Origin of the sequence: Caloranaerobacter azorensis DSM 13643 (assembly GCF_900129995.1) — a bacterium.
Taxonomy (GTDB): domain Bacteria; phylum Bacillota; class Clostridia; order Tissierellales; family Thermohalobacteraceae; genus Caloranaerobacter; species Caloranaerobacter azorensis.
Genome location: NZ_FQXO01000045.1, coordinates 1 through 19,979, shown reverse-complemented (window position 1 = coordinate 19,979; position 19,979 = coordinate 1). Strand labels below are relative to the sequence as shown.

At 29.2% G+C, this 19,979-nt stretch carries 20 protein-coding genes; 15 read left to right on the top strand and 5 right to left on the bottom strand.

Features of this window, described 5'->3' with window-relative positions; translation table 11 throughout:
• Positions 1-555 precede the first annotated feature (555 nt).
• From BUB51_RS08085 to BUB51_RS08040, 10 genes are all read left to right on the top strand, one after another.
• Positions 556-969, top strand: a complete 414-nt coding sequence (locus tag BUB51_RS08085; RefSeq protein ID WP_073196903.1) for a hypothetical protein — start codon at positions 556-558, stop codon at positions 967-969.
• A gap of 39 nt (positions 970-1,008) precedes the next feature.
• On the top strand, positions 1,009-2,424 hold the full coding sequence (locus BUB51_RS08080) for a glycosyl hydrolase family 18 protein (RefSeq protein ID WP_073196901.1): 1,416 nt from the start codon (positions 1,009-1,011) through the stop codon (positions 2,422-2,424).
• A 172-nt stretch (positions 2,425-2,596) separates the two neighbouring features.
• Positions 2,597-3,544, top strand: a complete 948-nt coding sequence (locus BUB51_RS08075; RefSeq protein WP_073196899.1) for a PIG-L deacetylase family protein — start codon at positions 2,597-2,599, stop codon at positions 3,542-3,544.
• A complete protein-coding gene (locus tag BUB51_RS08070; RefSeq protein ID WP_073196897.1) occupies positions 3,528-4,307 on the top strand; it encodes a GNAT family N-acetyltransferase in 780 nt (259 codons plus the stop codon). The genes BUB51_RS08075 and BUB51_RS08070 overlap by 17 nt, the downstream gene beginning before the upstream one ends.
• A 52-nt stretch (positions 4,308-4,359) precedes the next feature.
• A complete protein-coding gene (locus BUB51_RS08065) occupies positions 4,360-4,851 on the top strand; it encodes a DUF4330 domain-containing protein (RefSeq protein WP_073196895.1) in 492 nt (163 codons plus the stop codon).
• Between the two features lie 17 nt (positions 4,852-4,868).
• Positions 4,869-5,411, top strand: coding sequence for a hypothetical protein (locus BUB51_RS08060; protein WP_073196893.1), 543 nt, complete (start codon positions 4,869-4,871; stop codon positions 5,409-5,411).
• Between the two features lie 2 nt (positions 5,412-5,413).
• Positions 5,414-6,745 carry an O-antigen ligase family protein gene (locus tag BUB51_RS08055; protein ID WP_073196891.1) on the top strand — a complete coding sequence of 444 codons (1,332 nt, stop codon included), beginning with the start codon at positions 5,414-5,416 and terminating at the stop codon, positions 6,743-6,745.
• A gap of 338 nt (positions 6,746-7,083) precedes the next feature.
• Positions 7,084-7,326, top strand: coding sequence for a hypothetical protein (locus tag BUB51_RS08050; RefSeq protein WP_073196889.1), 243 nt, complete (start codon positions 7,084-7,086; stop codon positions 7,324-7,326).
• 70 nt (positions 7,327-7,396) lie between these two features.
• Positions 7,397-7,936, top strand: a complete 540-nt coding sequence (locus BUB51_RS08045; RefSeq protein WP_073196887.1) for a hypothetical protein — start codon at positions 7,397-7,399, stop codon at positions 7,934-7,936.
• Between the two features lie 474 nt (positions 7,937-8,410).
• Positions 8,411-9,514 carry an amidase domain-containing protein gene (locus tag BUB51_RS08040; protein ID WP_073196884.1) on the top strand — a complete coding sequence of 368 codons (1,104 nt, stop codon included), beginning with the start codon at positions 8,411-8,413 and terminating at the stop codon, positions 9,512-9,514.
• A 220-nt stretch (positions 9,515-9,734) separates the two neighbouring features.
• Here the strand turns inward: BUB51_RS08040 and BUB51_RS08035 are convergent, their stop codons facing one another.
• The 4 genes from BUB51_RS08035 to BUB51_RS08020 form a co-directional block, all read right to left on the bottom strand.
• Complete coding sequence (locus BUB51_RS08035; protein ID WP_073196882.1) at positions 9,735-11,537, bottom strand: NADH-dependent [FeFe] hydrogenase, group A6; 1,803 nt, start codon at positions 11,535-11,537, stop codon at positions 9,735-9,737.
• 15 nt (positions 11,538-11,552) lie between these two features.
• Positions 11,553-13,451, bottom strand: a complete 1,899-nt coding sequence (locus tag BUB51_RS08030) for an NADH-ubiquinone oxidoreductase-F iron-sulfur binding region domain-containing protein (RefSeq protein ID WP_083599561.1) — start codon at positions 13,449-13,451, stop codon at positions 11,553-11,555.
• Positions 13,452-13,463: 12 nt separating this feature from the next.
• Positions 13,464-13,976, bottom strand: a complete 513-nt coding sequence (locus BUB51_RS08025; protein ID WP_073196880.1) for an NADH-quinone oxidoreductase subunit NuoE family protein — start codon at positions 13,974-13,976, stop codon at positions 13,464-13,466.
• Between the two features lie 379 nt (positions 13,977-14,355).
• Positions 14,356-14,616, bottom strand: a complete 261-nt coding sequence (locus BUB51_RS08020; protein ID WP_073196878.1) for a hypothetical protein — start codon at positions 14,614-14,616, stop codon at positions 14,356-14,358.
• A 136-nt stretch (positions 14,617-14,752) separates the two neighbouring features.
• Between BUB51_RS08020 and BUB51_RS08015 the strand changes: the two genes are divergently transcribed.
• The 5 genes from BUB51_RS08015 (at position 14,753) to BUB51_RS07995 (ending at position 19,537) form a co-directional block, all read left to right on the top strand.
• On the top strand, positions 14,753-16,300 hold the full coding sequence (locus BUB51_RS08015; RefSeq protein ID WP_083599560.1) for a spore germination protein: 1,548 nt from the start codon (positions 14,753-14,755) through the stop codon (positions 16,298-16,300).
• 5 nt (positions 16,301-16,305) lie between these two features.
• Positions 16,306-17,463, top strand: a complete 1,158-nt coding sequence (locus tag BUB51_RS08010; RefSeq protein WP_073196873.1) for a Ger(x)C family spore germination protein — start codon at positions 16,306-16,308, stop codon at positions 17,461-17,463.
• Between the two features lie 3 nt (positions 17,464-17,466).
• On the top strand, positions 17,467-17,676 hold the full coding sequence (locus BUB51_RS08005) for a hypothetical protein (protein WP_035164554.1): 210 nt from the start codon (positions 17,467-17,469) through the stop codon (positions 17,674-17,676).
• A gap of 16 nt (positions 17,677-17,692) precedes the next feature.
• The gene (locus BUB51_RS08000) at positions 17,693-18,796 is read left to right on the top strand and encodes a GerAB/ArcD/ProY family transporter (protein ID WP_073196871.1); all 1,104 of its coding nucleotides are present in this window, start codon (positions 17,693-17,695) and stop codon (positions 18,794-18,796) included.
• 129 nt (positions 18,797-18,925) lie between these two features.
• Positions 18,926-19,537: a hypothetical protein gene (locus BUB51_RS07995; protein ID WP_035164550.1), complete on the top strand. Its 612-nt coding sequence runs from the start codon at positions 18,926-18,928 to the stop codon at positions 19,535-19,537.
• Positions 19,538-19,670: 133 nt separating this feature from the next.
• Here BUB51_RS07995 and BUB51_RS07990 read toward each other — a convergent pair.
• On the bottom strand, positions 19,671-19,979 hold a 309-nt coding region (locus tag BUB51_RS07990), incomplete at its 5' end, for a hypothetical protein (RefSeq protein WP_278294065.1).

Genomic DNA, 19,979 nt, shown 5'->3' with positions numbered 1-19,979 from the left:
GCTGCTACAGTTGCTGCATTTAATGACCCTGTTTTAAATAATTATTACAACAAGAAAAGGTCTGAAGGTAAACATCATTTAACTGCCATAGGAGCTGTCGCTCGAAAGTTAACCTATATAATTTATGCTGTAATGCGTGACAATAAAGAATACACTCCAATGGCTTAATTAAATATGAATAATTATCCTTCGGGTTATTAAAACTAATAACCTCTTTTTGTCATGCCTATTTTTAGTTGTTTAATTATAATACTTTTTTTCGATTTTGTTACTTGACATTTAATAGCTGGTCTTTTTAAATTAATTATAACATAACATTGTAATAGTATTTATATATACTATTTTTCTAATTTCCATAAAAAATTCCTTCAAAATTTTTATTTAAATTTCTACATTTTCAAACAATGAAATGACATTTTAGGGAATCTTATTGAAAGGGAAAAAACATTTTTATATAATTAAAATATAATTCTGGGAAAATATCAAAATTTTTCACGTTTATTCTTATGGTAATTAAAAAATATGATAGGAAAGAGGTGAAAATATATTATCGGTATGAGAAATTATAAAAGAAAATCAATATTTTTATATTCAGTGATTATTTTTTTATTATGTACTAATATCGTTTTATATATAAAATATGAAGAAGAAAAAGATAAGAACATGTATATATATGATATAGCTCGTACTATAGGAGCTTCAACAAGGCCACATTTAGAATATTTGATTACTAATGTAACATGCGATAAAAATTTGGAACGCTGGAAACCGATAATACAAGAAATTAGAGATAAGAGTTCTAAATCATATAAAATTGAAAATTATATTGTTATAAAATACGATAATGGTAATACTTTAATGGTGGAAACAGGAACAAATGAGTTAAAATTAAATGGAAGACGTTGTATTGCAGATATGTTCTTTTTAGATGAAGAGCAGTATAAAAGATTTATATATACTAAAGAATAGGAGTTGTATTCAAGCTATACTGTTTCAGGGGGGATTTTGGTGAGAGGTAAAAAAAGTATCAGTGTTCCATTTATAATTTTTTGTATATTAATTTTGAGTATTACTGTATATGCTGAAACTACTATGCAGACAATTCAAGTATTGTTTAATTATGTTAATTTGCAAGTTAATGGTAAAAATGTTCAAGCCGATAATATATTATATAATGGTACTACATATGCACCGGTTCGTGCAGTTGCTGAAATGTTAGGGAAAGAAGTAAAGTGGGATGAAACTACTAAAACAATAAGTATTAATGATAAAGCAAATGAGTCTATAACTATTAATTCTAGCACGGGAAAACAATTGGAATTACATACTTTTTATGCAATAAATTCTTATGAGCAATTTAAAACGCTATTAAAGAATAAATCGATTCAGAATATAAATTCAATATCGTTTGGATGGAGTAGAATGGAATATGACGAACAAAACAATAAAGTTTTTCTCAATATGACTACTTCAAATGAAAATGATTTTTATGTACCATATGGATTTAACGAGCCATTAAATTTCGCAAAACAGTATAATATATCAACACAATTAAATGTATATGCAGATAAAAATATAGGTTCTATATTAGAGCATAAAGATTCGGCTATTAAGCAAATTATTGATAGTATAACTGGTAAAGAAGTGTATGGAGAAAATATTACATTTGATGGTGTCGTAATTGATTTCGAAGGGTTAGGGGAAAAAGATAGTCAAAAGTTTATAATGTTTTTGAAAAATTTAAAAGAAGAATTGGTTAAGAAAAATAAGAAATTATATGTTACAGTACCACCAAAAACATGGAATAATGCATATGATTATAGAGAAATCGGCCATATTGCAGATAAGGTTATTCTAATGGCTCATGACTATGATGACAAAGATTTAGAATCGACATATTTAGTTGATGAAATTGTATATACTCCGTTAACACCAATATCAAAAGTAAGACAAGCCTTATTAGATATTACAGATGAGGAAAATGGTGTAGCCCAGAAAGATAAAATTTTACTTCAAATTAATTTTGGGAGTGCTCAATGGAAAGTAAAAGAAGGAAAACTCTATAGCAGTGAGATAAATAAAGATGATAATGTAATTTATCCCGATAGGCCTACTTATGAAATGATTTATAGCAGGATAAAAGAAGAATTAAATAAAGGGCGTACAATAGACGAAATAATTAATTTTGATGACAATTCAAAAAATCCATATATAAGGTACTATAATGATTTGGAAGGAACAGATAATATAATCTGGTATGAGGACAGTAGAAGTGTTATAGAGAAAATAAACTTGGCTAAAGAATTTAAAATAGGTGGAATATCTTTATGGAGATTAGGTAATATACCTGATTATTATAATCCAGGAAATCAAGAATTTTATTTGGATATTTGGCAGCAAATACAGAAAAATATTGCTGAATAAAGAGAAAAGCGTGGCGGAAAGTATGCCATGCTTTTAAAATATGAAAATATTTGAAATAATGAAGGATTTTGAAATTTTAAGTCGAATATGAAATAAAGTATATGTATTGGCATTGGGGGTAACTTTTATTTAAGTTTTATAATTATGATATGGGGCTGGGGGATGAATTATTATGAAGGGAATAATAAAACAATTATTGAATTACCCGATGAAAATTGCAAATAGTATATTTTTGTATTTTTACTATAAGTTGAGTAAAAAAGGAAGATATGAAGTCAAAGAGGTACTTAACCAGTCTACTCAAAGAGTGGTTATATTAGCACCACATGTTGATGATGAGAGCATAGGAGCTGGTGCTGCTTTATTAAAGCATGCAAGAAGTGGAGATGAAATAACGTGTGTTTATATAACTGATGGAAGTGCTTGTAGCACTGATTTTTCTAGAGATACAATTATTGCAGCAAGAAAAGAAGAAGCAGAGAAAGTAAAAGAGTTTATTGGATTAAAAGAAATAATTTTTTTAGATGAACAGGACGGTAATGTCAGTTCAAATCAAAATCTTGTAAATAAAATATATGAAATATTATATAGAATAAATCCTGATGTAATCTATGTTCCATTTATTATAGATGGTCATACCGATCATGTAGAGACGACAAAATCTTTATTATATGCATTAGAACAATATAATACTGATTTTTCAAATATATATTTATATGAGGTTAATTGTCCGATAATACCTAACATAATAAATATTATAAATATTTTGGATGTAGAGTTATTTAAACAAAAGAAAGAATTACTTAATCAATTTAAATCACAAAGTGTGATGGATTTTGACGTATTTCTTTTGTTGAATCGTATGGAGCGTTTATTAAATGGAAAATGTTACGGAGCAGAAGTTTTTATTAAAACAGATGTGAAAAAGCTTAAAGCGATTTGTAAAGAACTTGAGAATGAAGGTTTTAAACCTGAACAATTTAGACAATTAAGTTCACGATATAATCTTTTGATAAGCCTTATAAAATCGTATTCATTAAAAAAGAAATATAGTAAAATTGTACATAAGATTATAAATCAAGGACAAAAAGGGGTGGCAAGTCTTGGAAAAAATTATTAATGGGTTTAGATATGTTTTAAAAAAGAGCTCGGAGATTTCAGAAGAAGAATCAAAACACTTTATTGATGTATTTAATAATGTTTTTAATAAAAATTATGGAATGGATTGGTTCATATGGAAGTATATTGACAATATTTATGGGGATTCTTTTATTGTAATAGTTTATGATAAGGACAAGCCAATAGCTGTAAGAAGTTTCTGGAGAAATGATATCAAAGATAAAATGGAATCGTATCAGCCTGCAGATACATCGGTTTTACAAGAGTATAGGGGAAAAGGGATATTCAGTAATATGACAAAGCTGGTATTAAGTGAAATAGGCGATAGTATTATCTATAATTATCCTAACCAAAATTCATTTCCAGGATATATAAAATTAGGATGGAAATTGAAATACAAATACCATCTCCATCCGATTTTTAGTAAAAAGGTTCTTAAAAATTCAGAAAGTATTGTAGAAATTGATGATAAATATTTAAACTGGCGATTTGCAGATTGTCCGATAAAAAAATATTATTATTATGAGTATGATGGCAGGTATTATCTGTTGGTAAGAAGGAAAAATAATATTTATTATGTTTTAGGAAAGTTTAACAAAGAATTTATTAATAAGTTTGAAAAAGCTAAAGCACCTATTATGTTTTATTATTCGGACAAAAAGAGTAAGTTGTCTATTCTTAACAACAAATCTAATCTTGTTATGAAAAATTGTGATGGTGATAATATAGGATACATATCGATAATAAAAAATGATACTATTTAATTGTTAGAAATAAATGTATAAGGGGATATCGATAAAGGGAGGAAGTAAAAAAATGAAGCTAATAGATAATAAGGGTAAAATTTTTGGTACGATAAATATAATTGATATTTCTGTTATTATTATATTAGTTGTATTAATAGTTGGAGGTATTAATAGATTTACGAGAGTAACTCCTCAAGTAATCAAAGAAAGTCAAAAAGCTATAGTAAAGGTTGAAATCAGTAAAGTTAGACAGCCTACTGTAGATGGGATTAAAGAGGGAGATATTTTGTATCATTATGATAAAGGTCGAGCATTTGGCAAGATTATTAGTAAAGAGGTTATAAATAGTAAAGAAGCAGTTGCAACGAGTGATGGTAAAATAGTATTGGCAGATATTCCAGGGAAATATGATGTTATTTTAAGCGTTGAAGCTAATGCCATAAATACTTCTAACGTTATTATAATTGGAGGAGAGCATACTAGAATAGGTTCTAGGTTTAAATTAAAGAATAGGAAAATAGCTGTGTTTGGAACAGTATTGGGGATAGATTTACTAGAATAGAGGATTAGGAGGGGGCTATGTCTAATAGCTTTGTTTTAAACATGTTAAATAGAATATGGGATAATATATGTATTTTTTATGATAATAGTTGCTTAAAAGCTATAAATCATAGAATTGGAAACTATTTCAAATTCTTATCTAATGGTTCTGTAGTTATTCATTTTTTTACTAATGAAAAGAGCCTTTTTCAATCGAGCTTGTTTTATAAAGTATATATATACCTTATAGATAAATTAATGTGTATTTTTTATTGTTCTAGGAAAGTTGTTAAGAAGTACAAAGATAATAGTTTTTTATATAAAGCAGTTTCGAGTTTATTTCAAAATGAACAAGAAGGTTTTTATTCAGTTTCAATATTTATAATAACTTTTAGTTTAGTTACCATAACAATAAACATTATTAGAGGTGGAGTTATTATTTCCAATCTACTTTTATTAATTTTATTGATAATTGGTATATTTATGTTTAAGACAAGGAAATATTTTGCAAATATTATACGAAACAGTTTTTTTGTTAATATAATCAGGAATCTATTTATGATAGATGATGGAGGAGAATAATTATGGTAAAAACATCGAAAAAGATGCAGACTATTATTCCTTTGTGTCTTGCGATAATAACTTGTGTTTTATTATTTAATATCCCATTGAAGTTATTTATTTTAATATTTGGAGGAATTTTGGTTGGAATATTATCAATATACAACATTAATATTGGGATAGCCATATCAATAATCGGATTACCATTTATTCCTGATGAATTATCATTAATATTTATTATATTTTTAGTTGGAGTATTTCTTTTTAACCAATTGTATAGAGAGGATTATTCTATCAGAGGAAGTTTTATGGGTATACCAATAATTATTTTTGTGCTTGCAATAATCATATCTACAATTACATCAACTAATCCTACTGGAAGTTTTAGAGATTTAGCAATACATTTATCAGCTTTAGGTTTTCTTTTTATTATTGTAAATAGCGTAAAGAATAAAAACGAATTGAATGTATTGCTTACAACGTTTACGTTTGTAGCGACTCTTGTTGCACTATATGGATTGTATCAATATAAAATAGGTATAAACATTGAGGCTAAATGGGTAGATAAAGCTAGTAATCCTGATATTACCACTAGAATTTTTTCTGTTTTTGGGAATCCTAATATTTTTGCTGAATATCTTATTATGTCTATTCCAATATCAATATCATTATTTTGGACTTCTAAAAAGATTTTGAAAAAGATAATTTTTCTTTTGACATCTTTAATATTAACTATTGCTTTAATTTTAACATTTTCAAGAGGTGGATGGGTAGGTTTCGTTTTTGGTATATTTATATTTATTTTATTAGTTGAAAAGAGACTATTGTTGTCTTTAATTCCAATAGGCATAATATCTGTTTTTATTATTCCAAATTCAGTCTTGAATAGAATAATGAGTATAGTTAATTTAAATGATACTTCGAATTCATATAGGATTAGGTTATGGAAAATAACTTTAGATGTTATTCGGGATAATTGGGTAGTAGGAGTAGGTTTTGGGCATCTCCCATTCAAACAGACATTTGAGACATATATAAGAACTATGCCGACATATCATGCTCATAATACATTTTTAGAAATAACTGCGGAAATGGGGATTATAGGATTAATTATCTTATTAACAATGTTATTTGTAACTTACAAATATTCAATAAAAAATTTAACAAAGCAACAGGATAAATATTTGAAAGTTATTACAGCAGGACTTTTAGCTGGATTATCTTCTGTGTTGTGTCATGGATTAGTTGAAAACATATTATATATGCCTAAAATAATAATTACGTTTTGGACTGTAATTGCTTTTATTTTTGTTACAATCAGATTATCTGAAAAGTGTGATAATGTAAGATCTTAAATATTGTAAAGAATATTTGGTAGCAAATACAGAAAAATATTGTTGAATAGAGAGAAAAGCACGGCGGAGAGTATGCGATGATGCTATAGAGATATGTTTGGTAGAGTTAATGCATCGGATTTGCTCTAATTTTTTGATAACACTGTGTTTTGAAAGAGGTGATTAAAAATTATAAGAAATAAAATATTTTCTTTGTTAATAGTGATAACGGTTTTGTGTTTAATTACGAGTTATGCTTATTTTGATAAAAATAAGCAATTGAACTATATGACAGAAGAATATATTAAGCAGAAGGCAATTACTATGAGTTTATGTACTTATAATGGCGCAAAGATATTTTGATAAAAAACTCAACAGATACGGCTTTAGATTACATAATGTGCACTATGAATATTAATAAGAAGAAGAGAGTAGAAATAGTAGAAATCAAAGTTAATTCATATAATATAAATGATGATAATACTATAAGTGTATATGTTTCTATTGAGGAGAGACCTTTTAAGAGTATATTATTTCACGAAATGATATTTAAAAAAATAGATAGAGATTGGAAATTAGTTGAATTTGGAGTCAGTGCATAAATTATGGAATATAAAGGTATAACACTATAATTTTGATATATATGAGTATTAAGGAGGAAAAGTTTAAATCGTGAAGAGAAAATTATTATTGATTTTAATTTTGATAATAAGTTTTGGAATTTTTGGATGTGAAAAAGAAAATATTGAAGAAAGGAATATTAAGCAAGTTATAAAACAATATTTTGATTTGAAATATAGTTCTTATGTTGAAGGTGAATATAAAGACATATCACATTTATTAGATATGACTATAGAAGGGAATCAATATGAGGTAGAATTTTTAAAGTATGAAATTGATGCAATGAATTATCAAAACGATTATAGTTTTGAAAAGTATCCGTTAAATATTTATTTTAATAAGATAGATATAAATAAAAATAAGGCAGAGGTTTATATTAATGTTGAAGATGATGGTGTAAGAGGACATATATATCCTGCATTTTTAGGTTGGGGACAACATGAAATTATTATGATAAAAAAAGAAGGTAAATGGATAATACAAAATGATTTATATACCGATTTACTAGGACATAAGTCTGATAAAAAACTAAAGGATGTTGAAGATCTTAGAAGAGATTATAAAAAAAGATTAGATAAATTTAATGAGTAAGAATATAAAACAATTAGAAACAGATGAGATTGTAATATCTCGTATTTCCTATGATAATAATTATCTAAAAAGCGCGTGGCATAAAAATTCGCCACGCTTTTTGAATAAGGCGATTTTTAAGGCATGTCAAAAGTCTATTGTATTTAGGTTTTAAAGAATTTTATGGTAAATAATAGTATAAAATTACTACAAAAACATAATTGACAAACAATAGAAAAAGAGTTAATTTATAATTAAACAGATAATTGATTAAATAAACTGGAATAATTATTATATTTATTAAAAAGGAAAGAGAGGTGAGAAGTATGTTGTATCCAAGACCACCAAATAAAGAACTTACTGAATTTAAATTGATACTGGTAAGCAAATTTAATAGAGTTAATAAGCTGTTTGATATATGGATATAGTATAGGCTATATAAGAATATCATAAACTTCTGATATATATGAGTATTAAGGAGGGAAAGTTTAAATCATGAAGAGAAAATTATTATTAATTTTAATTTTGATAATAAGTTTTGGAAGTCTTGGTTATGCAAAAGAGAATATTGAAGAAGAAAATATTAAACAAGTTATAAAACAATATTTTGATTTGAAATATAGTTCTTATGTTGAAGGTGAATATAAAGACATATCACATTTATTAGATATGACTGTAGAAGGGAATCAATATGAGGTAGAATTTTTAAAGTATAAAATTGATGCAATGAATTATCGAAAGGAATATAGTTTTGAAAAGTATCCGTTAAATATTTATTTTAATAAGATAGATATAAATGGAAATAAGGCAGAGGTTTATATTAATGTTGAAGATGATGGTGTAAGAGGACATATATATCCTGTATTTTTAGGTTGGGGGCAACATGAAATTATTATGATAAAAAAAGAAGGTAAGTGGATAATACAAAATGATTTATATACCGATTTACTAGGGCATAAGTCTAATAAAAAACTAAAGGATGTTGAAGATCTTAGAAGAGATTATAAAAAAAGATTAGATAAATTTATGGGTAATAATATAAAACAATTAGAAACAGATGAGATTGTGATATTTCATATTCCCTATGATAAGTATCCCTATGATAATAATAGAGCGGTACAATATTTGGCTGACTATACTGAAAATCGTAATACTATGTTTTATGCTGCTCCTAATGACTGCACTAATTTTGCTTCGCAAGTGATTTGGTATGGATTTGGAGGGATAAATGATTATGCTCAAAGAAAAAAAAGAATGACATCAGAATGGTATGCAGGAAGTGGTGGTGGCAGTATAAAATGGGAAAGCGTTGAAAAACTTTGGGAATATTTGTTGGAACCAAAAGTTGATGGACCTAATGGAGTTACTAAACCTAGTAAAGATTATCTTAAACCAGGAGATTTAATCCAGTTTGACTGGAGGAGTACGGATTATACTCCGCATGGTATTTTTGATCACTCGGTAATAATGTATAATAGCAGTATGGTAGGATATCATGGGGCTAATGGAACAGGTAAATTTGCATATTATAAGGATTTAGCAGATTCATCATACGATATTAGATATATGAAGTTAACATATTATCATAAACCATTATAGTTTTAAATAAAAAATAGAATATAGTTTTGTAATATATTGGTAGTAAAAATCAGGGAATATTACATAACGTTCAATTTGTAATATGCAATATTTATATCTGATATACATATTTCACTATAAAAATTTCTACAAGATGCATACTCTTGTTGCAATATTTATGCTAAAAATCTAAATTACGAATTGAAGTTACATAATACATAAAGAGCGTAGCAATTTTTTGCTACGCTTTTAAATAAGGATATTTTCCTCTTTCCACATAACTTGTATGAAGATATTTTTTTGATACTTCTGATAGAGGATGCCCTAAAAATTCTTTATATATCTGTTTAACTCTAGGATTTTCATGGGAGCGTCTAATTTTTTTACCCTTTTCAACGTTATATAATGTATCGCTTCTGTTATGTCGATAGCTTAAAGAAATATATTTATGATCTCTACTGCCCAATATAGGCTGCCCTCCACCTCCGACACATCCTCCGGGGCATGCCATAACTTCCATATAGTCAAATTTCATTTCTCCACTTTTATACATTTCTAAAGCTCTTTTAGCATTTCCGGTACCATGTGCAATGGCAATAGTTATTGTTTTATCACCGAGTGTAACTTTTCCGTATTTAAGTCCGCTTTGCCCTCTAGCTTCTTTAAAGTCAGGAACAGGCATTTCTTTTCCTGTTATTAATTTATGAGCAGTTCTTACGGCAGCTTCTAAAACTCCACCAGTAGCACCAAAAATCATACCCGCACCACTATATTGATCAAAAGGTTCATCATATTCTTCATCTGGTAAATTGACAAAATCGATTCCTACTTGCCTAATCATTCTGCCTAATTCTCTTGTTGTTAGGACATAATCGACATTTCTAAATCCATCCGATTGCATTTCAGGACGCATCGCTTCATATTTTTTAGCTGTGCAAGGCATTATCGCTACATTCACGATATTTTTAGGATCTATACCATATTTTTTAGCATACCATGTTTTAGTTAAAGCACCGCACATTTCATGAGGCGACTTGGTAGTTGAAAGATGCGGTAAAAATTCAGGATAAAAATGTTCAGCGTATTTTACCCATGCTGGGCAGCAAGACGATAATAATGGTAAATGATCAGGGTGTTTTAATAATCTTTCTACCAATTCACTAGCTTCTTCCATTATAGTCAAATCGGCTGTTACATCGGTTGCAAAAACCTTATCAAAGCCTAATCTTTTAAGTGCGGCAACCAATTTGCCGGCTACAAAAGAACCAATAGGCATACCAAAAATTTCTCCTATTGTAACCTGTATTGAAGGGGCAGTTTGTGCAATAACATGTTTATTTGGATCAGATATTACTGCCCATACTTCATTTATAGATTCTTTTTCTGTTAATGAAGCGGTAGGACATGCGAGTACACATTGCCCGCACATTATACATGTTACATCGGACATATCTTTTTGAAATGCCGGGGCGATGATTGTATCTAATCCGCGGTTGATTGGAGAATACACATAACATTCCTGTATCTTATTACATATCGCCATACATCTTCTACAGTTAATACATTTATTGTAATCTCTCTGTATTGCAGGGTTATTATCAAAAAAGCCATAATCTTTCATTTCGCCCGTATATGGTATATCTCTAATTCCTAAATTGTCGGCTAAATTCTGAAGTTCGCAGTTTAAGTTTCTAACACAAGTTAGACATTCTCTATGATGATTTGATAAAAGTAGAGTTACAGCAGTTTTTCTGGCTCTACGGACTCTTTCTGTATTAGTCCTTATTTTAAGTCCTTCTCTTACTGGATATACACATGATGCTTGCAAAGTTCTTGAGCCTTCAATTTCTACTACACAAACCCTACATACTCCTATTTCATTTATATCTTTTAGATAGCATAAACTTGGAATTTCTATATTAACAAGTCTCGCAGCTTCTAAAACAGTGATACCGTCAGGAACTTGATAATCTATTCCATCTATATTTATGGTTACAGTTTTTTCGGAAAGTTTAGCATCTTCTTTTTCTCTAATGTTTTCCATTATTTTCACCTACCTTTATCGTTTGTAAATTGCATTGACAGGACATTTTGGAATACATGCACCGCATTTTATACAAATATCCTGATTTATATAAAATGGAGGTTTTTTATGCTCACCCGTTATTGCATTAACAGGACAAACTCTTGCACAAATGCCACATGCTATGCATTTTTCTTCGGATATTACGACTTTGAGCAAATCATTGCATACGCCTGCTGGGCAAGTCTTATCTTTGATGTGTGCTATATATTCATCTCTAAAGTATTTTAATGTACTTAATATTGGATTTGGAGCTGTCTGCCCTAATCCGCATAGTGAAGAGTTTTTTATGTCATAGCATAAGTTTTCGAGAATCTCTAAATCTTCCATTTCTCCTTTGCCAGAAGTTATTTTATTTAAAATTTCTAATAATCGTTTAGTACCTATTCTGCATGGTACACATTTTCCACATGATTCATCTTGGGCGAATTGAAGATAAAATCTTGCTATATCAACCATACAGTCTGTTTCATCCATAATAATCATGCCGCCAGAACCCATCATAGAACCGATATCTGTTAAAGATTTGAAATCTATTTTTGTATCTAATAGAGATTCTGGGATACATCCACCAGAAGGACCGCCAGTTTGAACGGCCTTAAATTTCTTATTGTCATGAATTCCTCTGCCTATTTCATATATAATGGTTCTTAATGTAGTTCCCATTGGGACTTCGATTAATCCTGTATTATTTATTTGTCCTGCAAGTGCAAAAACTTTAGTACCCTTACTATCTTCGGTTCCAATACTCGAATACCATTTCGCACCTTTTCTCAATATAATTGGAATATTAGCATAAGTTTCTACGTTGTTATTCAATGTTGGCATTTCCCATAAACCTACTTCAGCAGGGAAAGGAGGCCTTGGCCTAGGTTCACCTCTTAAGCCCATTACAGACTGTATAAGGGCAGTTTCTTCTCCACAGACAAATGCACCAGCACCTAATCTAATATCAAGATCAAAACTAAATGATGAGCCTAAAATATTTTTTCCTAAAATCCCCAATTCTCTAGCCTGTTTGATTGCAATTTCAAGTCTTTCAACGGCGATTGGATATTCAGCCCGTACATAAATATATCCTTGAGAAGCACCAATAGTGTATCCTGCTATTATCATCGCTTCAATTACACTATGAGGATCGCCTTCTAGGATAGAACGATCCATAAATGCACCGGGATCGCCTTCATCTGCATTACACAATACATACTTTTTATTACCTTCATAATTTCTTGCATATTCCCACTTAAGTCCTGTCAAAAATCCACCGCCGCCTCTACCTCTTAAACCAGATTCTTTTAGTGTTTTTATTATTTCTTCAGGATTAATATTATTTTCTAATATATTGGCTAGAGCTAAATATCCATCTAAAGCTATGTATTCTCTTATATCTTCGGGATTTATTACTCCGCAATTTCTTAATGCTATTCGCATTTGGTGATTGAAAAAATCTATTTCATCGATAGTTTCTTGAATTTTATTATTAGATGGCGACTTGTATAGTAATTTTTCTACAACTTGCCCATTCATAATATGCTTATCTAAAATGTCGTCAACATCATTTTGATCTACTTTAATGTAGAAAGTTCTGTCGGGGTGGACTGCGATAATAGGCCCCAATTTGCAAAAACCAAAACATCCAGTTTTAAAAACCTTGACTCTATCTTGTAGATTTCGTTTTTCAATCTCTTTTTCTAGTTTCTGTCTTACAATATTGCTTTTAGAAGAGGTGCATCCAGTTCCTGCACAGACTAAAATATGGTATTTTTTTATTTCATTTTCTATTTTATATTCTTTAAGACGTAAGCTTATATCTTTTAAAGTTTCTTCTTTTAGCATTTTTATATCTTGAACTGTTTTTAATGGACGTAGCTGCATGCTTATCAACTCCTATTTTGATAATATGGTTTCTTTATGAGTTTTTATGTATTTATAGAGTATTGCGGGTATATCTGATGGGGTAAGTCTGCCGTAAACTTCATCATTTATAGTTATAACTGGAGCTAGCCCACAGGCACCTATGCATCTAGTTGCTTTTAATGTAAAAAGTCCGTCCATAGTCGTTTCTCCTACGTCTATTTGCAATTCTTTTTTTATAGCTTCTAATACTTCTTGTGCTCCTTTTACGTAGCAGGCGGTTCCTAGACAGACGCCAATAGTATATTTACCTTGTGGTTTTTGAGAGAATAAAGAATAAAAACTAACGATACCATTGATAGTCGAGATAGGAATGTTTAGTTTATCTGATATATATGTTTGGACTTCCATAGGAAGATATCCGAAAACATCTTGTGATTCTTGTAAAATACGTATTAGCATTCCCTTTTGTTTTTTATATTTTTCAATTATTTCATCTAATTTTTTATATTTTACTTCTAAATTTTTTTCAATTTTTAAGTCCACTTATAGACACCTCGCTTTACCAGTCAAAATTTAATTTTATTATTTGTTAAAGTAAACATATTATTCAAAAAATCACTAAAATAAAGGCTTAATATTTAAGCCCGAGCTTGTTGACAAAGTAAAATATTTTATGAAAATGACGCTCATGCGGACGAATTTAGAAAAAACTTAAGGCTCAAATTTTTAGAAAATCCTAACGCACCTAATCAAGACATCCTGTCTTGTAGGATGCTGGTTTGACATCCTGTCAAACCTACGGATTTTCTCAAAAATTTTCGCCTAGTTTTTTTACTAAATTCTTTCAAGCATTCGCTTTCATTTTCATAAATATTGAAAAATATAAGTTTGTCAACAGTCTGAGGTTTAATATTTAAGCCTTTTAAAATACATTAATAATATTAGAATCGAATACAAAAGAAAATCTTATACGAGCGGTTGGATTAATATAAATTGTTAAAGTAGCAGTAGGAGAAGAACGTCTCGTACCTGAAGTAAAAGATACATCGAAATCGATATTAGCTTTAATGAGCAGGGCTATTGCTGCATTGAGCTGCGCAATTTCAATGACATCACAATCTAGTATTTTTTTAAATACTCCTGTCGAAAGGATATTAAGTACATCTTTATTTATTGTAGTCATTTCAATCTCCCCTACATTTACTCATAATATTATATGTCTAATAGGGTATATTACGTGAAATTAGTTAATTTGTATTTAAAGAAAAAGTATTTTAGATTTTAGAATTGCTAATAATATTCATAAAAAGAGAGTATGGGTGATTAAATTGTTTGATAAGTTTAGGAGACTACTATTTCGTGAGAATGTTAAAAAAGAAGAATTAAAACTTGAAAAATCACTTTCAAAGAATATCGCTTTATTTAAGAAGGTATTTGAAGACGATGAATCTATCATATTCAGGGAATTTGAATCTAAAGGAGAAAATGAGATTAAATTCTGTATAATTTTTGCCGATGAAATGGTTAATAAAGAAATAATAAATGAAAATATTATTAAGCCTATCATTGAATGTAAAGTAGATGAAAGTATTTTTGAGTTTGGATTATTAGATTATCTAATGAACAAGGTAATTATATCTGGAGAGGTAAAAAGAGTCAAAGACATTGATGAACTTATAGGCTCGATTTTATATGGAGCTACTATTTTATTGGTTAATGATTTAGAAGAAGTTTTAGTTATAGATACTAAAGGATGGGAAGTAAGATCTGTTTCTGAACCTTTATCGGAAAGTGTTGTCAGAGGACCGAGGGAGGGATTCACTGAATCGATAAAGATAAATCTTTCTTTAATTAGAAGGAGAGTAAGGAGCAATAAATTGAAGTTTCAGTTTAAGGAAATAGGATTGAGGACAAAGACAAGAGTCTGCGTATGCTACATTGAAGATTTGGCAAATGAAAAGATAGTAAAAGAAGTGTTTGCTAGGCTTGAAAAAATTGAAATTGATGGAGTATTAGAAACTGGATATATCGAGGAACTTATTAGAGATTCGCCATTTTCACCATTTAATACGATAGGTTATACGGAAAGGCCAGATGTAGTTGCAGCTAAATTGCTTGAAGGAAGAATTGCTATATTATGTGATGGAACTCCTTTTGTTTCAACTTTACCATATTTATTTATAGAGTATTTTCAAGCGAGTGAAGATTATTATAACAATTATATATTTGCCACTATAAACAGATCGATAAGGATAATAGGTTTTTTCTTGTCTACTAGCGTTCCAGCAATATATGTCGCTTTGACGACATATCATCAAGAGATGATACCAACACCGCTTTTATTAAGTATTTCTGCAGCTAGAGAAGGCGTTCCATTACCTACAGTTATTGAGGCTATGATTATGTTATTTACTTTTGAAATAATAAGGGAGGCTGGTGTAAGATTGCCTGCTGCGATAGGGCAAGCTGTAAGTATTGTAGGAGCATTGGTATTAGGGCAGGCAGCAGTAGCAGCAAGACTTATAAGTGCACCTATGGTTATAGTTACGGCTCTGACGGGAATATCGAGTTTTTTAACTCCTCAAATGATAGAGACTTTAATATTGATTAGGTTTATTCTGTTAGCTCTATCTTCTTTTTTGGGGTTGTATGGATATATATTTGGGATAATCGGTATATTTATACATTTGATGTCGTTAAGATCGTTTGGAGTACCATATATGCTTAATGTAAGTCCTATAAATAAACAAGATGTAAAGGATACTGCAATTAGAGCTCCATGGTGGTATATGTACTACAGGCCTAAATTAATAGCGGATAGGAATTCTGTGAGGAAGGCAGATGCTAATCGCAGGGGAAGAAGGTAGATTTTATGAAATCTACAAAGAAAATTGTTTTAATAATATTATTATTTATAAATGCGTTAAATTTTACTTCATGTTGGAATTATAAGGAAATTAATGAGGTTGCAATAGTAGGCGGAATGGCTTTAGATAAAAATAAGGAGAATGGTAAATATATAATGACTGTTGAGATAATGCTGCCCGAGGCTAGTGATGGACTCAATATGAGGCCGGAGATTTATACTATGGAAGGGAACACTTTATTCGATGCGATAAGGAATTTTATTGCTGAAACGGGAGTCAAGTTGTATTGGAGTCATTTGAGGGTTGTGCTTTTGAGTCAAGATGTAGCTAAAGAGGGGATAGTCCCTACTTTAGATCTTTTTATGAGAGATGCTGAATTAAGGACTGATGTATGGTTATTAATATCAAAAGGTAAAACTGCTAGAGAGATTTTAGAAGAAGGTACAGCGAAAATTCATGATACTGTTTCTTTTCATTTACATGATATGTTAAAGACTGAAGCGAGTATTTCTAAATATAAAGGGGTTCAATTTTGGGATTTTGTAAAGACTCTTTCGGAAGAAGGAAGTTCACCATTTCTTCCGACAGTTGAGTTAGTAGATAAAGGAAAAGAGAAAATCCCCAAAATATGTGGAGTTGCTGTTTTTAAAAAGGGGAAAATGGTAGGTTGGCTAGATGGGATAGAGACTAGAGCCTTGTTATTTATTAGAGATGAGATAAAAGGAGGAGTTATACCTGTAAAAAATGTTGAAGATTTTAATACAGATATAACATTAGAAATATTTAGAAATGAAACTAAATTAAAACCGGAATTAATAGGTGGTAAATTAATTATGAATATAGATGTAATAACTGATGTGGGTATAGCGGAAATAGATGCTGCTAAAGATTTATTAAGAGGTAAAGGACGTAAAAATGTTAAAAAAGATGCTGAAGCTCTAATAGAAAAACAAATTGAAAAAGTCGTTAAAAAAGTTCAAAGAGAATATAAGAGCGATATATTTGGATTTAGTGGTGCTATTTGCAGAACAATGCCAAACGTATGGAAGAGTATAAAGGGAGATTGGGAAGATGTTTTTACTGAATTAGATATTAAGGTGAATGTAAATGTAAGAATAAAATGGAGCGCATTATCATCAAAACCGATAAAAATAGGAGAATGATGTATGGCAGTTTTAATTGTAATATTAATTTATTCATTAGCGGGGTTTATTGAGATATTTCCAATGATTAAGAAGAAACAGAAAAAAAGGCTAATATTATATTCGATATTTTTTATTATATCTTTTCTGATAAGTATACTTTTAAGTATTGGAATTGAAATACCTAGTCCTGCTGTGTTTATTAAAAAAATAGTTGTTTTATTGAAAAAATGAATTGGAGGTAGTGATTTTGGATAAAGAAGTTATTTCTGATAAACAGGGAGTATCTCTAGTAGCTATGTTTATTATAGGTACATATACAATTTTAGTTTCTGGACTTCAGGCAAAAAAAGATTTATGGCTAGCCGATATTTTAGCAATAATTATTGCAGTTCCATTATTATGGACGTTTATTAGGCTGCATCAAAAATTTTATGGGAAAAATTTATTCGACATTTTAGAAATCTGCTTTGGGAAAGTTATAGGCAAATTCATGATAATATTATATGTTTTATTTTCATTTATTTTTGGTTCATTATTGTTAAGGGAGTTTGGAGAATTTTATGTCATAGTGGCGGCACCTGAAACGCCAATGATTGTACCGATGGTATTTATTTCATTTTTAAGTATTTGGATTTTAAAGGAAGGCATTGAGGTTATGGCGAGGTGGGGAGAGTTCTTTCTGCCTATTTTAATTGTTCTGATGGTATTTATAATATTTTTATTGCTTGGCGATATGGATATAAAAAATATACTTCCAATTCTTTATGATGGGCCAAAACCAGTCTTGCAGGGGGCATTAGACTCTTTAACACATCCATTTTCTCAAACAATGGTTTTTACAATGATTTTACCAAAATTAAAAAGGAAAAGTTCTTATAGAAAAGTCTACTTTTTAGGATTGATAATAGGAGGAGTAATAGTATTTGCTATTTCAACGACAAACATTTTAGTTTCGGGAGTTACTATGGTTTCGAGAATGTATTTTCCTACATATATAACGGTTACAAGAGTTAATATTGGAGATTTTTTAAAGAGTGTTGAAATATTAGTTGCATTTATATATTTATTGGGAGGTTTTATAAAACTTAATGTGTGTATGTTAGCTACATGCATAGGAACTTCTAAAATATTTAATTGTAATGATTACAGATTTATTGTAACACCTATCCTATTCATGTTAGTAAATTTATCATGTTTAATGTTTAATAGTTCGATTGAATTTTTTGATTGGATTTTTAATGTATGGATTTATGTTGCGAGGTTATTTCAGATTGTTTTGCCAGTTATTATATTTATTGTGGCGTCTTTAAAGGTTAGGAATACAAGAGCAGAGAATTGTTGTGAAGAATAGCATTATTATTTTACACAATTTGCATAAAAATTATTATTTTTAAACAATTGACAGATTTATGAAATAGTTGTACAATGAAAATAGGAAAGTTACTAATACTTTGTAAATATACTTAAAAGGAGGTTAATAATGAAAAAAAAGTTAATCGTTACTCTTATTATTATTGCATTTGCCATCTTCATTATTAGTAATTTGTTTTTTAAGTCTACTCCAGATAAGAATATAGTGGAAACAGTGAAGAAGGTTGAGATACTAGACCATCAGTTTTCAAATTATTATATAACTTATAATAATTATATTAGTGATTTGCAAAGCTGTTTTACAAGTGGGTTTGATGAAAGTGCACATTATGAAAGAAAATATATACCTGATCCTATCAACATTAAATCCGCAACAAAAGAACAATTGGCTTCAATAAGAAAAAATAGTGGTGTTGATAATAGCATCATAGTAGAAATCTCTAAAGTATACAATGATTCAAAGCATGATTTTAAATATGTGTTTACTAAGTCGAATATTACTTCAACCAATGTACGTACTGGAACACTGGTAGATAAGTTATGTATAACTAAAAGATATTTATTTGTAAAGGAAAATAATAGTTGGAAGATAACTAGTATAAACCAAAGCTTATATTCTGGTAACTATCCTTATGAAAGTATGAAGAATATTAAATACAACAATCAGAATGTTCAATATGTTACAAGTTTTAACCCACTAGAAGTTAATAGACATCAATGACAAAAAAGTTTTTGAGAAATTATAGTCCTGTCAGGTAAATAAGTTATATAAGTAAGAACTACCAAAGTTCAAAAGGAGGTTACGGTATGAAAAAAATGCTGATATTACCTCTAACACCAGTTTACAAGATTAATTAAGCCACAAAGTCATTGTATATAAAGTTTTTAACGCATTTGGAAACTACAGAATAAATTTTTCTATTTTCGAGCGAAGATACGAAACTATCAAAAATTAATTCTTTTATTACTCTTTCTGAAATCATTCGTTTTATAACTTGTGGGCTTTCAAATTTGTAATCAGAAAATCTATTACTGATAAAGGGTAATACTGAAACAAAAGTAAAACTTATAGCTATTAAGTTTATAAATCTTTCTATAGCTTCTTTATTCCTTACCATATATTTACCAAATGACCAGAAAAATTTTTGCTGATAAAATATTAC

Coding starts and splice junctions, on each gene's coding strand:
- BUB51_RS08085 (WP_073196903.1), top strand. CDS start 556: ATGAGAAATTATAAAAGAAAATCAATATTTTTATATTCAGTGATTATT.
- BUB51_RS08005 (WP_035164554.1), top strand. CDS start 17,467: ATGGCAGTTTTAATTGTAATATTAATTTATTCATTAGCGGGGTTTATT.
- BUB51_RS07995 (WP_035164550.1), top strand. CDS start 18,926: ATGAAAAAAAAGTTAATCGTTACTCTTATTATTATTGCATTTGCCATC.
- BUB51_RS08010 (WP_073196873.1), top strand. CDS start 16,306: ATGAAATCTACAAAGAAAATTGTTTTAATAATATTATTATTTATAAAT.
- BUB51_RS08030 (WP_083599561.1), bottom strand. CDS start 13,451: ATGCAGCTACGTCCATTAAAAACAGTTCAAGATATAAAAATGCTAAAA.
- BUB51_RS08020 (WP_073196878.1), bottom strand. CDS start 14,616: ATGACTACAATAAATAAAGATGTACTTAATATCCTTTCGACAGGAGTA.
- BUB51_RS08065 (WP_073196895.1), top strand. CDS start 4,360: ATGAAGCTAATAGATAATAAGGGTAAAATTTTTGGTACGATAAATATA.
- BUB51_RS08035 (WP_073196882.1), bottom strand. CDS start 11,537: ATGGAAAACATTAGAGAAAAAGAAGATGCTAAACTTTCCGAAAAAACT.
- BUB51_RS08060 (WP_073196893.1), top strand. CDS start 4,869: ATGTCTAATAGCTTTGTTTTAAACATGTTAAATAGAATATGGGATAAT.
- BUB51_RS08055 (WP_073196891.1), top strand. CDS start 5,414: ATGGTAAAAACATCGAAAAAGATGCAGACTATTATTCCTTTGTGTCTT.
- BUB51_RS08075 (WP_073196899.1), top strand. CDS start 2,597: ATGAAGGGAATAATAAAACAATTATTGAATTACCCGATGAAAATTGCA.
- BUB51_RS08040 (WP_073196884.1), top strand. CDS start 8,411: ATGAAGAGAAAATTATTATTAATTTTAATTTTGATAATAAGTTTTGGA.